11 protein-coding genes are annotated in these 14260 nt (G+C 45.3%); 5 read left to right on the top strand and 6 right to left on the bottom strand.

The window, feature by feature from the left end:
- The first annotated feature begins 243 nt into the window (after positions 1–243).
- Entirely contained in the window at positions 244–2421 is a 2178-nt protein-coding gene (locus QTP81_RS02710) for a tetratricopeptide repeat-containing diguanylate cyclase (RefSeq protein WP_289363548.1), read from the top strand.
- Positions 2422–2438: 17 nt separating this feature from the next.
- Here QTP81_RS02710 and prsR read toward each other — a convergent pair whose 3' ends face one another.
- From prsR to QTP81_RS02685, 5 genes are all read right to left on the bottom strand, one after another.
- Complete coding sequence (prsR, locus tag QTP81_RS02705) at positions 2439–3797, bottom strand: PEP-CTERM-box response regulator transcription factor (RefSeq protein ID WP_289363547.1); 1359 nt, start codon at positions 3795–3797, stop codon at positions 2439–2441.
- A gap of 19 nt (positions 3798–3816) precedes the next feature.
- Positions 3817–5838, bottom strand: a complete 2022-nt coding sequence (prsK, locus tag QTP81_RS02700; RefSeq protein WP_289363545.1) for an XrtA/PEP-CTERM system histidine kinase PrsK — start codon at positions 5836–5838, stop codon at positions 3817–3819.
- Positions 5835–6959: a beta-ketoacyl-ACP synthase III gene (locus QTP81_RS02695; RefSeq protein WP_289363543.1), complete on the bottom strand. Its 1125-nt coding sequence runs from the start codon at positions 6957–6959 to the stop codon at positions 5835–5837. The genes prsK and QTP81_RS02695 overlap by 4 nt, the downstream gene beginning before the upstream one ends.
- A gap of 128 nt (positions 6960–7087) precedes the next feature.
- Complete coding sequence (locus QTP81_RS02690) at positions 7088–8917, bottom strand: choice-of-anchor I family protein (RefSeq protein WP_289363542.1); 1830 nt, start codon at positions 8915–8917, stop codon at positions 7088–7090.
- Positions 8918–9047: 130 nt separating this feature from the next.
- On the bottom strand, positions 9048–9509 hold the full coding sequence (locus QTP81_RS02685) for a hypothetical protein (protein ID WP_289363539.1): 462 nt from the start codon (positions 9507–9509) through the stop codon (positions 9048–9050).
- A gap of 137 nt (positions 9510–9646) precedes the next feature.
- On the opposite strand from QTP81_RS02685, the gene QTP81_RS02680 reads away from it, so the two are divergent.
- Positions 9647–10438 (top strand): M48 family metallopeptidase, encoded by a 792-nt coding sequence (locus QTP81_RS02680; protein WP_289363538.1) that lies wholly within the window; start codon positions 9647–9649, stop codon positions 10436–10438.
- A gap of 40 nt (positions 10439–10478) precedes the next feature.
- Here the strand turns inward: QTP81_RS02680 and QTP81_RS02675 are convergent, their stop codons facing one another.
- Complete coding sequence (locus QTP81_RS02675) at positions 10479–11297, bottom strand: mechanosensitive ion channel family protein (RefSeq protein WP_289363535.1); 819 nt, start codon at positions 11295–11297, stop codon at positions 10479–10481.
- Between the two features lie 346 nt (positions 11298–11643).
- On the opposite strand from QTP81_RS02675, the gene QTP81_RS02670 reads away from it, so the two are divergent.
- From QTP81_RS02670 to QTP81_RS02660, 3 genes are all read left to right on the top strand, one after another.
- The gene (locus QTP81_RS02670; protein WP_289363533.1) at positions 11644–11826 is read left to right on the top strand and encodes a hypothetical protein; all 183 of its coding nucleotides are present in this window, start codon (positions 11644–11646) and stop codon (positions 11824–11826) included.
- A 104-nt stretch (positions 11827–11930) separates the two neighbouring features.
- A complete protein-coding gene (locus QTP81_RS02665; protein WP_289363531.1) occupies positions 11931–12659 on the top strand; it encodes a 16S rRNA (uracil(1498)-N(3))-methyltransferase in 729 nt (242 codons plus the stop codon).
- A 103-nt stretch (positions 12660–12762) separates the two neighbouring features.
- The gene (locus tag QTP81_RS02660) at positions 12763–14202 is read left to right on the top strand and encodes a GAF domain-containing sensor histidine kinase (RefSeq protein ID WP_289363529.1); all 1440 of its coding nucleotides are present in this window, start codon (positions 12763–12765) and stop codon (positions 14200–14202) included.
- Positions 14203–14260: the final 58 nt, after the last annotated feature.

Here is a 14260-nt window from a genome sequence, read left to right as displayed (position 1 = left end):
TGTTGCTGTTCACAAACGCAATCTGCCTGCTGTGGAGACAAGTTTGTCGCTTGATTTTTATACCTACCCCCTCAATTTATTACCGAACAGCACATAAATTGTACATATAATGACCTATATGTCTTTATTTGAAGTAAACTGTCGATATTTTAAGCGATATAAATATATCTAAGTTACGATAACAGAGACACAAACCCTGTAATTGTATATTTGCAGGTTGTTTAGCATAGGATGGTTGAGCACGTGCGTTTACACAACTGGTGGACAATCTTTAAAATCTTGGTGCTGTATTATGTACTGAGTGGTAGCGCTTGGGCACAAAACGCCTCTTCCTTGGTCGACTTAATGAGTCCAGCTGGGTATCAAACCTATCGCGAAGTGGTTCAACTACAACGGAACGGCAATCTCGATATTGCCCAGGCAATGGCCTCTGAGCTTCTCACTAATGCTAGAGAAAACGGCGACTTCACAGATGAAGCTGCGGCCCAACGATTGATCGGTTTAGTCGCTACTCAACGCCATCAATACGATCTGGCTGAGCAAGCCCTTACTCAAGCTGAAGCCTATTTTCAATCGATAGATGAATACTTACTGCTTGCTCAATTAAATGCTGACCTCGGCACGTTAAAGCGTATTCAGGGTCGTCACGCCACTGCGCTATCGCGCTTTTATAATGCGTTGTCTATGTTTACCGCTTTTGAAGATTCCGAGGGTATTGCTGCGCAAAAAAGTAATATTGGTCAAGTGCTGGAACAGATGGGTCAATTTGACGAGGCACTGGAGGCCTACAGTGAAGCGTTGGAGGTACAGCGGCAACATAATGACCAGCACGGCATTATGGGTACATTGTTCAATATGGCGGAAATTTATCGCGAGCTAGACCAATTGGACTTTGCCTTGACGTACTTCAATGATGCCCTTGCCCAAGCAAAGCAATTGAACATTCTTGCGACTATTGCCGATTGCTACACCAGTATTGGTATGGTCCACCGAGCGCAGCAAAATTATGCACAAGCCCAACAAGCATTCCTGGATGCGATAGCGTTATATGAGCAGCTCAATTTACAGCGCGATGCGGACTGGGCTCGAACTGGACTGGGCGAAAGCCTAGTCGGCCTAGGAAAGATTGAGCGCGGTGTCAGTATGTTGCAAAATGTTTTAACACGAGCGCAAGCGCGCGCAAATGTGTCACTGACCACCGAGACTCGTCTGGCTCTAACCCGTGTCTATATTGACCAACAAAACTGGTCGGCAGCAATCGAGCAAGCGGAAGTGGGGCTGCAAGAAGTTATTCAACGTGCAGAAGGAAAGCGTCAGTCACAGTTTGAAGATTTACGCGTCACTATCTTTGCCAATACCGAGCAGTACCAACGCGCCTACGAGGCCTTGAAAAATCAGCGAGCAATTGAAGAGACAATTCTGCTGCAACGACGAGAAGCCGCACTGACAAAGTTACAATCTGATATTGAGTATGTGCGTCAAGAACAAAATATTGCTTTGTTGCGCAAAAATAAAGCGATGGAGCTGAGTTTGGCAGAGCAACGCAATGTTCGCAATGTCACATTGTTGGCCAGTTTGATTATTTTACTGTTGTTGTGCTTTTTATTGTTTAGCCGTCATTCACACAAGTTGCGAAATCAGCAGTTAGCAGGAATTGTTAAGCGCCGAACACGAGAACTCGAAGACAAGAATGAAGAATTGCAGCAAGCCTATCGCACCCTCGAACACATGAGTTTACGCGACGCGTTAACTGGCTGCTACAACCGTCATTATCTCGATGCAAATCTACCCGCTGAAATCAATCGCAGTTTACATAGTTACCGCGCCGCCAAGGAGTTGGGCCGCAAGCCTCCAGAACAGAACTCGCTGTTGGGATTTTTAATCGATATTGATGACTTTAAGACTATCAACGATACCTATGGGCATGTGACTGGAGACAAGGTTCTCGTCCAATTTGCTAAGATTATTGCTCACGTATTTCGTCACTCTGATTTACAGGTGCGTTGGGGCGGTGAAGAATTCTTAGTAATATGCCGAAATACCTTGCGTTCGGATGCCCCAGACTTGGCAGAAAGGTTGCGTTCAGCTGTTGCCGAAGCGAACTTTAAGACACAAACTGGCGCAGTCTTTAAAGCTACTTGTTCGATTGGTTTTACAGCATTTCCGTTAGACCAATCGGACGCTGCTCGCACTACATGGGAGCAGTCATTTCAATTAGCGGATCACTGCCTTTACTCGGCTAAAATATCGGGGAAAAATTGTTGGATTGGCGTATTGTCTGCCACAACTACCGACGAAACTGATACGCTCAGCGAAACTGATACGCTCAGCGAAAATGAGCGCAACATAGATCTTGGTCGATTAAGCGTAGTTACGTCGTTAAACCATCTCTCAGCGATCAACTGGCATACCGACATTTAAGCGCTGCATATTGCTGCTCAAACGCCGGTTTTCAGATCTTCAAGGTGATACTTATCGATTAAAGAGTAAAGCGTCGGGCGTGTCACGCCAAGCAATTCAGCCGTTTTTGACATGTTTTTATCCGCGCGAATATAAGCTTTTCGAATAGCTTGACTCTCGGCAAATTCGCGGACTTCGCGCAAATTCAAAATCTCTTTCTCTGGCTCAGCATCAGGTGCTCGCAAGCCAAGATCTTCAGCGGTAATCAACTGGCCTTCCGCGAGGATTACCGCAGACTTGAGCTTATTTTGTAGTTCGCGGATATTACCTGGCCAAGGGTGTGCCAACATGGCATTGACAGCACTGTCACTGAAACCCTTTACCCTAGCGTTAAATTCCGTGCAATATTGCGTCAAAAAGGTTTTGGCTAGCAGTATGACATCTTGATCGCGGTCTTTAAGTGGAGGAATTTCGATAGTGATTTCACCGATGCGGTAAAACAAATCTTCGCGAAATGATTCTTCTGCTACCATCGCTTGTAAATCTCTATGAGTCGCACAGACTACGCGAATGTCGACGGGAATTTCAGTTCTTCCCCCGACACGCTCAATCACACGCTCTTGCAAAAATCGCAGCATTTTTGCCTGTAGGCCAACCGGCATATCGCCTATCTCATCTAAGAACAAGGTCCCACCTTGAGCCATCTCTATCTTTCCTAAGGTAGTCTTGTTGGCGCCAGTAAATGCGCCTTTTTCGTAGCCAAATAACTCGCTCTCTAGCAAGTTTTCCGGTATCGATGCACAGTTAATAGCGACAAAGCTCTTGTCACTGCGCTGACTGTGTTCATGTATGCTGCGAGCAAAGACTTCTTTGCCGGTACCACTTTCGCCCAGCAATAAAGCACTGATATCAGTTTGTGCGATTTTTTCGGCTCGACGACTGGCCATTTGAATTGATGAGCTATTGCCTATTATCTTGCCCATCGCCGGGCTACTGCGCAATAGCACGCGATTTTCATGTTCTAACGCAGCTAAATTTAAAGCCCGATTAATTAGGATTTTAATAGTGTCCGAGTCAATCGGCTTTTGATAAAAATCATACGCGCCCAACTCTATTGCCTTAAGTGCATTGGATTTGTCATTATTACCCGTCACCACGATGACCTTCGTATGTGGTGCTAATGAGAGGATCTCAGACAGTGCAAGTAAACCTTCTGATGCATTGGCTGGATCTGGTGGGAGCCCTAAGTCCAATGTGACAACCTCAGGTTCAAAACGGCGCAACTGTGCAATTGCGGTAGGACGGTCTTCGGCAAACACGACGTCAAAATCAGTTAAGCTCCACTTTAACTGCTTCTGAATTCCTAAATCATCATCTACGACTAACACCTTGCCCATGCTGCTGATATCTCTCTTCTTAGTTAGTGGGTACACTTAACGTGAACACAGTTCCTTGCCCTACTTCGCTCTCTACCGTAAGTGAGCCACCAATTGATTCAAGGTAATTGCGCGCATCATAAACACCGATGCCCATCCCAGCGTTACCTTTGGTTGTCTCAAACGGCTTAAATAAGCGCTCGCGAATAAAAGCATCCGTCATGCCTTCACCATTGTCTCGGATACTCAATGTTTGCAGTTGTTGCGCCTGATCGTGGATCAGACACAATTCAATCACACCATCATCAGCAGTCGCTTGTTGTGCATTGCTAATCAAGTGGTACATAACATTGGCAAACTTATCTGAATCAACCACCACGGCTTGCTCTGATTCGACCTTGAGCACAGGGGAAGGCAATAAATTTGCGCAACGTTTGCGTATGACATCGGCAATTATATCTGATAGCTGATGGCTCCCCTTGTTCCTTGACGTAGTATGCTGTTTTTCAGTTAATTGCGCCAACATCTTATCCATCCTCGACTTGGTATGTTCAAGTGTTTCAAAGGTGTCGTCAATAAATTCAGGATTATTCTTGTGCTGTTGAGCATTACACAAGATCAAATCAATTTGAGCTAAGACATTTTTTAAATCGTGTACAACAAATGCAGACATGCGCGAAAAAGCGGCGAATTGGGCATTTTCAGCAACTTGAGTTGCCGCCTCATAATGTAAAATAAAATCCCCTGTTTGTGCCGTTACGGCATTTAAATAATCGCGTAATTCCCAGTTTAAACGCAACAAGCCATCACCTTGACAATATAACACTACAACTCCCCATAGCGATTCACCTTCGCCGATTGGGACGATGATCATCTGCTCGACTTGATTGAGCTCTTCGTCAGTTAATTTTAGACCTTCGTAGTTATAGGGCTTAACACGATACTCCTCAGCATCAAAAATCCATTGTGTTTGTTTGAAAAATTGCAGTAACTTGGCTTGTAGTGAAGGCGAAAAATTTGTCTGTAAGTGCTGCCGGGCAACGACACTAAACGAGTGCTGACTGCGCTTCAACAAGGCGCCATTAGAATAATTTGTCGCCCCCAGATACCCTTTTAGCGCGGCCTGATAAACATCGGTCAATGATTGACAATTAACACTTAACGCTTTCGTGAGTTTGACCCACTCAAGTCGGTAATCAAACTGATTGGCAAAAAAGTTTTTGGTAATAAAAACTTTCAAGCGATTGCGGAAGCTGTGAGATAAAAATACCGTTGCCAGCAACGCGACCGATAGTGCTATTAGCACGACTTGAATTGTCGCCCCCCAACTACCGCCGAAGTATTTAACCGCATATCCCAACATCGCCATTAGTAACAGGTACGCACCTGCTACTAATAACAAGGAGCTGTGTAGTACTACCTCTCGGGAGATAAAAATATCGATGCCCCAGTGTTTTATCCGTCGCGTAGCAATAATCAGCAAGGGAACAAGAGCCATATAAATATAGCCACGAGCGGCTATGTAAAGCGGTTCAACCTGGGTAACCATTGTAGCGTTTGCATAGGTTACAAATTCGAACAAGTTGAGCGCTCCAAGATAGAGAACCAGAGGTTTAAAGTTCCACCGTTGTTCGCCAGACTGTCGGTATACTTGTTCTAAGAGCACAAGTACTTCTAGTGCAATAATTGTTTGCAATAGAAAACGCCAAGTCGCCGACATTGGCATCATCATAGGTAGTAATAATGCTGCCAAAGGCAACGCTAAAATGGCCCATGTAACGGGTCGCGTCAGAACGTTCCAGATATTGCGGAAATCATTGCGCAAAAAAGCCGCTAAAAATAGTAGCCACACCACCTGCTTGCCGGTATCGATAAACAACAGCCGATTGAGGGTTAACTCACCAGACAAGACCGACACATGTGCAGCTGACCAAGACAGAGTAACCATTGCAGCCAAAATCAGTAAATACTTGGCTAACCCCGCTTTTTTAACCGTAAATAGAAGCAATAACAGAATTAAATAGGACAATCCTGCAAGCGCGTAACCGATATCTGAAATCACAATTTTTTGAGCACCAAACTACCGATTGAATAACCCGCACCGAAAGAGCACAACACCCCAGCATCGCCTGTCATGAGATCCTTGTGATTAAGGGCAAACGCGATAACGGAGCCAGCTGAAGCAGTATTCGCATATGTGTCTAGTACTACGGGCGCCTCGTCTTGATTCGGCAAACGCCCTAACAGCTTTTTACTGATCAGTGTGTTCATATTGATATTCGCTTGATGCAACCACCAACGACGAATATCCGCAACAGCAATACCACAAGACTCAACATGCTCCGCAAGGTGAGCAGCAGCCAAAGGACACACCTCTTTAAATACCTTTCTACCTTCTTGGTGAAACAACTTGTCTGCGCCATAAGGATCGGCATCTGTCGCGTGCGACATATACCCAAAATTGGAGCGAATATTGTTAGAGTACGCAGTGAACGCCTTAGTACCCAGCACCTCAAATTGATGTTCGCTAGAGGCAGTGTTCGCGCTCTCAATGACCGTTGCCGTAGCTACGTCGCCAAAAATAAAATGGCTGTCGCGATCAGTATAATTAATCTGTGGTGACACCAATTCTGGATTGATCACTAAGACCCGCTTGGCAGTTTCAGCTTTTATCATTTCATAAGCGCGATGCAAGCCAAATGTTGCCGCCGAACAGGCAACTAACATGTCAAAGCCAAAGCCGTTAATACCCAGCGCTTCTTGAACTTCAATAGCGATAGCTGGATAAGCGCGTTGTGTGTAAGCACAACTTACAATCACAGCATCGATTTCAGAGGCGCTAATATTTGCAGATGAGATTGCTAGCTTGGCAGCCTTAACGGCTATCTCAGCCTGTTGGCTTAACTCTTCATCACTGCGCTCGGGAATATTGGGACGCATACGATGGATATCGAGCACTCCATCTTTGCAGTAGATGTAGCGACTCTTAATACCTGAGGCCTTTTCGATGAACTCTGCACTACTGTGCGGCTTCGCCGCTATTTGCCCAGCCTCAATTTGGGCTGCATTTTGCTCGTTAAACAAGTCGGCATAGGCATTGTAGCACTCGACGAGTTCTTCATTGCTAATTTTATTGGGCGGGGTCCATACACCCACACCACTTATGACAACAGATTGATTCATAAACTCTCTCAAAATCAGAATGTCGCTCGCGGCGACTATATGATGTCAAGAATACATTGCTTGCCAGCTAATGTCATGAAACAAAAAAACGGCGCTAACTGCGCCGTTTTTTTATAATTACAACAGATTTAGTTGGGCGTAATTTCCCAAACGCTTACCGTTCCGCTGACCTCATTACCTGTGATAAGCAATGGCTGCCCCGTAGGACTATCAGCACTAGACACAAAGACCAAACTCTCAGGAGCCAAATCACCAATCACATCTGCTGGCGTAAGGCCTTCAGTTAAATCGCGATTAATCACGTAATCGGCAAACTGCACGTCATAAGGGTTAGTTACATCATAAACCATAATGCCCCCCATACGCTCTAAACCGATAAACGCGTAAGTGCGATTGCCGATAGTGCCAACTGTTAATGCTTCTGGCTCTGGGCCTTTGTTTTCCGAACGTGAGTCACTTTCATTTTCGTCATCGTTATTATTAAACTGGTCACCGTGAACAGATGCCGTAATGCGTTCAAAGTCATCACCTGAGTCATACACTACTAGACCATTCTGATCCCAGATGGTGAAGGAACGCGAGCCGTATGCGTATGCAGCATCGTACTCTCCATCATCATCGCTATCGCCCAACACACTGGTAACGCGTAAACCGTTGATTTCGCCACCCATTTGCAATGATTCAAGCAATGAACCCGCTTCAGCGGTTAAGTCTTCAACTTTGACTTCATCGGTATATGCCAGACATCCGTCATCGGCATCAAACTCTAAACCACCCGCAGCAAGACACGCCGCTTCATCGGCCGCGTCAAAGAAATACTCACGAGCGTCACCTTCATTGGCTGTGACTAGGAATGTTGCGCCTTTCCACTCATAATGTGAAATGGTATCCGGCATATACACACCGTAAAGACCTTCATACTGACCGAAGCTTACTGCACCATCTTCATTGGCATCGATATTTAGGCCATCCCAATCTTTAAAGCCTAATCCAACAACTTCAAATGACAGGTCTTCGAGATCCAATACCAACACGCCGTTGTTTTCTTGCAACGTCACATAGGCCGTGTCATTCGTTAGTGTGACTGCTTCTGGCTCCAGATCCTGTGCTACCGTAATAGTGATAGCATTACCGTTGATTGTCCGGCCAGTAGGATTAGGAAAGTGCATACCTTGCGCTTCAAGGTCAGCCTGAGTGCCATTAAGTGATTCTAACGTCACCTGGTCCGCCACCTCTTCTGGCTCATTATTGGCCAAAATATCGATGACTGAAATACTCCCTTCAGGGTCATTACTGTAATCACCGTTAGGCTCACCTTCGTTGGCAACAACAACTTTACCGCCGTCAGGCGTAAACTTGACCATGTCCGGCAAATTACCGACTTCTACCCCATCCAATAACGCTGGAGCAGAATCATCTAAACCGTTGTAAAACAGTACGTATCCGTTATCCGCTTGAGTCGCTCCGGCGACCGCGACAGCCATTAAATCGCCTGAAACAGCTAGACTGTTAACGCCCCCAAGTGTCACACCTTCAAACTCAGTTGGAAGCGTGATTGTAGCAACGGCTAAATTCGTTAGGTTGATTGGGTCAGATAACGCAGTAGACGTCACCCCACTCGCATCAATAATTGCGATGGTGCCGTTTGCGCTATTTGTTGCATAAATCGTTTGGGTAGCGGTATGGAAATCAACGATTTCCGCCGAGCCGCTGGCGCCTAAGCTAGCTCGAGCCACAATTTCCATGCTAATGCCAATTGACGCGTCTTGACCATTTTGGCCATCTTGACCATCTTGACCGTCTTGACCTGGTGCACCATCTTGCCCAGGATCGCCTTGAGGTCCTTGCAGACCTTGTTCACCTTGAGCACCATCATCACCATCTAAACCACAACCGGTAAGGGTTGCCGAGATAAATAAAGCGAGTAATCCGTATTTAAATACTTGTCGAGCCGCCATCTGCCTTCCTTTTAATTGTTTTACCATACCAACAGAGTTAAAAGTAATCATGCTAAATACTGCTGACTAAGTCCACAGTTAAAGCAAATTAAGTCTTGCGGCGAAAGAAAATAATGACTTTTTATGACAATTACATGACGTCAGACACGCAATATTCGGCAGCCACGGGATATATCCGTACTTGTTCAGCTACTCGCACTCTCACACAATCACCTAGTACTGCATCACGACTATCGGTCAATACGGTGACGTAATCACCATCGACAGCGGACAGTTGATATTCGTACCCCTCGTTGTCTCCCTCAATAGCCGCAGTAATTAAACCTGCTAGCAGGCCACCCCATATTGCTCCCTGCAAGGCATCATGTGAATCGTAGTAGCCCCAGGAAACTGCACCATGAGTGGCGCCAATCAGCATGTTTTCTTCGACATTTGAATCAAAGCGCACAGTTTCGATGTCATCAACCCAAGCATAAAATTCAGTGACGAACTGATTGGCTTCTTGTCTGGCATAATAACCACTGTGCGCGCATCCACTTAACAACATCAGAATTGAAATTATGGAGGCTAACTGAAGAGTGTTGTTTTGCATTTCGTAAGACTCTTAGACTGTTGAGCGTTATTATCTACAGCATGAATGTTTAAGACTGAATATAACCTTAACGATGTTTGTTCAGCGCGTGCTAATATTCATGAAGTATTGTTTATTCGCATAATTAAGGGCTCGAAATGCGTAAAATAGCTATGACAATCGCTACGCTGCTACTAGTGAGCAGTTGTGCTACATCTCCCACCGGTCGCAATCAAATATTGCTTTATTCAGATGATCAGCTCTCGCAAATGGGGGCACAAGCCTTTGCTGGCATGAAAGAGTCAATCAAGATTTCTAACCGCCCGGTAGAGAATCAATACGTGCAATGTATTGCCGATTTTATCACCGCACAAGTCGGCCCAGAGGTATTTGATGGCGAATGGGAAGTGGTAGTATTTGACGATCCACAAGTGAATGCTTTTGCACTACCGGGGGGCAAAATTGGCGTTTATACGGGTCTTCTAGAAGTCGCTGAAAATCAGCACCAACTGGCTGCGGTGATGGGGCATGAAGTGGGCCATGTAATTGCCCATCACGGCAACGAGCGAATGTCACAGGGTACCCTGATTAACGTAGGTTCCCAAGTTGTTGCACAAACAATGGCCGCTAATGAAGTGGCCAATTCGGGTCCTATCATGGCGGCCATAGGGTTGGGACTGCAGGTTGGCGTTCAATTGCCATTTAGTCGCACTCATGAATCAGAAGCCGACGAAATTGGATTGGAACTGATGGCAAGAGCCGGATTCAAACCCTCTGAAGCGGTTGAATTGTGGAAAAATATGGAAGCAGCCGCTGGGGGCCAACGGCAACCTGAATTCTTGTCGACTCATCCCGCGCCTCAAACGCGCATTGACGATTTGACCGCATTGCTGCCGGCGGCGACACCGCTTTATCAAGCGAGTCGTTCCAGACCCGATTGCAAACAATAAAAAAAGCGCCCTTGGGCGCTTTTTTTAGTATAAAGACAGACTAGTCTTCTTTGTGTACATGCACATCCATTTGTGGGAATGGAATCGAAATACCTTCTTTGTCGAAACGCAACTTAACCGCTTCAGTGAAGTCAAATTTCACGCCCCAGAAATCGCCACTTGCGACCCATGGACGAACAACAAAATTTACACTACTGTCACCGAGTTCAGAAACCGCTACTTGCGGTGCAGGCTCGGCCAAAATGCGTTCATCCTCTTTGACCATTTCTTCGAGAATTTGCTTCGCCTTTAATAGATCATCACCGTAACCGATACCAAATACCATATCGACTCGACGCGTATCTTTGGCTGAGAAGTTGGTAATATTGTTGCTGTAAATAGCGCCATTAGGAACGATAATTTCTTTGTTATCCGGTGTAGTCATCGTGGTAGTGAAAATACCGATCGACTGCACCACACCCATAGTACCGCCCGCTTCTACAAAGTTACCTTGTTGAAAAGGTTTAAAGACAAGTAGCATTACGCCTGCAGCAAAATTTTGCAGCGAACCTTGAAGCGACAAACCGATGGCTAGACCGGCCGCACCCAAAATAGCAACCAGTGATGTTGTGTCAACACCGAGTTGATCCAATGATGCAACGATGACAAACAACATCAAGATTGCACCAAGTATCGATTCTAAGAACTCGACTAACATCTGATCGTATTTGGACTTCGACATGATCTTTGTGAATAGTGATAACAGCACTTTCACCACGATCTTACCGATGACATAAATCAATATCGCCATCACGATATTAATGCCCCATGGGATCACATAAGTATTAACTAAGTTTTCTATTTCTTCTGCGGAGTACATGGTTATTTTCCTTGTGTGTTAGACCATTTTTTGACCTAGTTACAAAATGACGGAAAAACCAAGAGGAGTCAATTCATTCAGTGGCAGATGCGAAACAGTTAACGCGTGCACCGAAAAGAAAACAAAACTGTAACTTGACTTTTTCCAGCATTTTTGAACTTTTTTGACTTATAGGATTAAGATGTAGAAACCTGTTACCTATCGGCAACAGGTTAAAAATAATTAGTCTTTTCACCGCATTTTGACTGGCAATTCTGGCAAAATTGTCTATATTCCTTTCACACCGATTTCCTGAGCTAAAGTTCAGGTTTTGGCAGCTTAAATAATATTTTTAAAGGAATTGAAAATGTTAATACTCTCTATTTTATTTACTTCGGTTAGTTTATTGCTTATTTACTCGCTTATGCGTGACACTGGGCGTAACACACCGCATGCGCGTCAACCGGGACTGAAGTCAGACGGCATTAAAACCAACAACAGCCAACAACAAGACAACACCGAACCGTCGAGTATCGTTGGACTGAGTTAACGACAAATATCAGGAAGGCGCATCAAGCGCCTTTTTTTTTCCGCTCGTGTTAGTCAACGCACATGTGATATCTTCTGCGCAAATTATTAATCGTCTTTAATACTATGCGTATCCCGCGTTTTTATATTGCTATCACACTTGCTGCCGATTGCGAGATTGAATTGCCTAAAGAAGTCGCGCACTACATTGCTAATGTTTTACGCTTAAGCGCCGAAGCGCCAATTGTTTTGTTTAACGGCGATGGGAATGAATACAGTGCGACGTTAACATCTGTCTCGAAACGTCAAGCTCAGGCCTACATTGACGCTAAGTTATCAATTGATGTGCAATCCAATTTGCGCATCCATTTGGGCCAAGCTGTGAGTAAAGGGGAACGAATGGATTGGGTATTGCAAAAGGCCACAGAGTTGGGAGTAAGCGAGATCACGCCAGTCATCACCCAACGTTGTGCCGTTAAACTCTCGCCCGAACGTTGGCAAAAAAAATCTGAGCAATGGCAAAAAATTATTCAGTCAGCCTGCGAGCAGTGCGGGCGCAATACATTACCTACATTACACGCCCCCGTATCAACAGCCGAGTGGCTTAAAGCACAAACATCAGCAACTCGGATCATATTTGATCCTAGCGAAGAGTTACGCATGGCAAATTTAACATTACCCAATAGTGAAGTACGCGTGTTTGTTGGGCCCGAAGGTGGCCTTACAGAACAGGAGGTCTACAGTGCTAAACAGATTGGTTATTTGGGTTTATCCCTAGGGCCTCGTATATTGCGTACCGAAACAGCAGCTCTGGCGACAATATCTGCATTACAAGCCATGCATGGCGATTTATAAGATTGCAAAAAAGCGCCAAGTTTTTGACCGACGTCAATAAAGCGAGTAAGGTTTGCAGAGAAAGTAGGCGAGAAACTTCATCAGATTATAACAAAGTATTTGAATGCGTCTTAAGCTGATTGACAATGCTGACACGGATCGATTAGCACAAATAAAAAGCAGGAGCGTTATTGAACAAGGTCGTGCAAATGCACTTGACCAGTTAATTTGTGGTGCCTCTTTAAAAGAGGTGATGGAAATTTTGGTCAAGCGTCTAGAGGCTATCCATCCCAGTGCGCGCTTTTCAATCATGTTAGTTGACCCGGGTAATATGACCCTCTCACCTCTTGTAGCGCCAAGCTTGTCAGAAACCTTTATTAATGCGCTACAACACTTTCCGATTAGTGCTACCAGTGGTTGTTGTGGAGCCGCTGTATTCACGCGTCAACCTGTCTATGTAGATAACGTTTTCGAGCACCCCAATTGGCAGAGTTTTGTTAGCCATGCACGCGATGCCAACATAGTTGCCTGTTGGTCGCAACCGCTAATTGGCCCCGACAATCAAGTCTATGGCTCTCTCGCTGCATTTGCGGATGAATCTTCGGCTCCCACAGAAGAAGATAGCGAATTGTTGTGTTACGAGGCGGAGCTGTTAAGTCTCATCATTGCTCGCAGCCGCAATATTGAAGCGTTGAAGCTATCACGAGAGGAGCTTGAACACAGAGTCGAAGAGCGTACCAAAGAATTCACTGAAGCTAACCTAATGCTCAGCAAAGCATTAGACCAGCGTAACGAAGTGCGCTCTCAGTTACTCGAGATGGAAAATATGGCTGCGCTAGGCACAATGATGTCGAGTTTGACGCATGAAATAAATACCCCAATCGGGGTGGCGATTACTGCGGCAACCTATTTAAAAGCGATGCAAGTGAAGTCTAAGGAGTTGTTTGATTCGCGTAATCTCAAGCGTTCTGATCTCGCGTCTTTTTATCAGGAGTGCGGAGAGGCTAGTGAGATCATCGAGCGCAACTTAACGCGCACGAGTCACCTCATCAGAACCTTCAAACAATTGTCGACTGATCAACACTCGCAAGAACCTCGCCCTATTAACCTTTGCGGCTATATTGATGAAGTGTTACTTTCGCTTAAGCCTCGTCTTAAACGATTTGGACACATCTTTTGTATAGACGTCAACACTGACTTGGAAATACAAAGCAATCCAGGCGCGATTAGCCAGATTTTGATCAACCTGATTATGAATTCAGCACAGCACGCGTTTGAGCCACACGAGAGAGGCCATATCACGATAAAAGCCAAAATCGAAGTCGACCGACATTTGAATGAACAGCTAGTCATGGTCTACCGAGATAATGGCAAAGGCATGACCGACCATACGGTGGCCAATATCTATAAACCTTTTTTTACCAGCGCACGCGCAACGGGCGGCACAGGGTTAGGCATGCATATCTGTTACAATCTGGCAGTTGATGTGTTACGCGGTTCAATTGATTGCGAGTCTAAGTTAGGGAAAGGCACAACCTTTACGTTGCGTATCCCCTTAAATTAGCCCTTGATAGTGCCCGTTTGGTCGCGTCGCCATCCAATTCTCACGGTTATCAACTACA

Source organism: Neoalteromonas arenosi, assembly GCF_030362855.1.
Lineage (GTDB): Bacteria > Pseudomonadota > Gammaproteobacteria > Enterobacterales > Alteromonadaceae > Alteromonas_E > Alteromonas_E arenosi.
The sequence above is the reverse complement of the archived record's forward strand: the minus strand, read 5'-3'. Positions and strand labels throughout refer to the sequence as shown.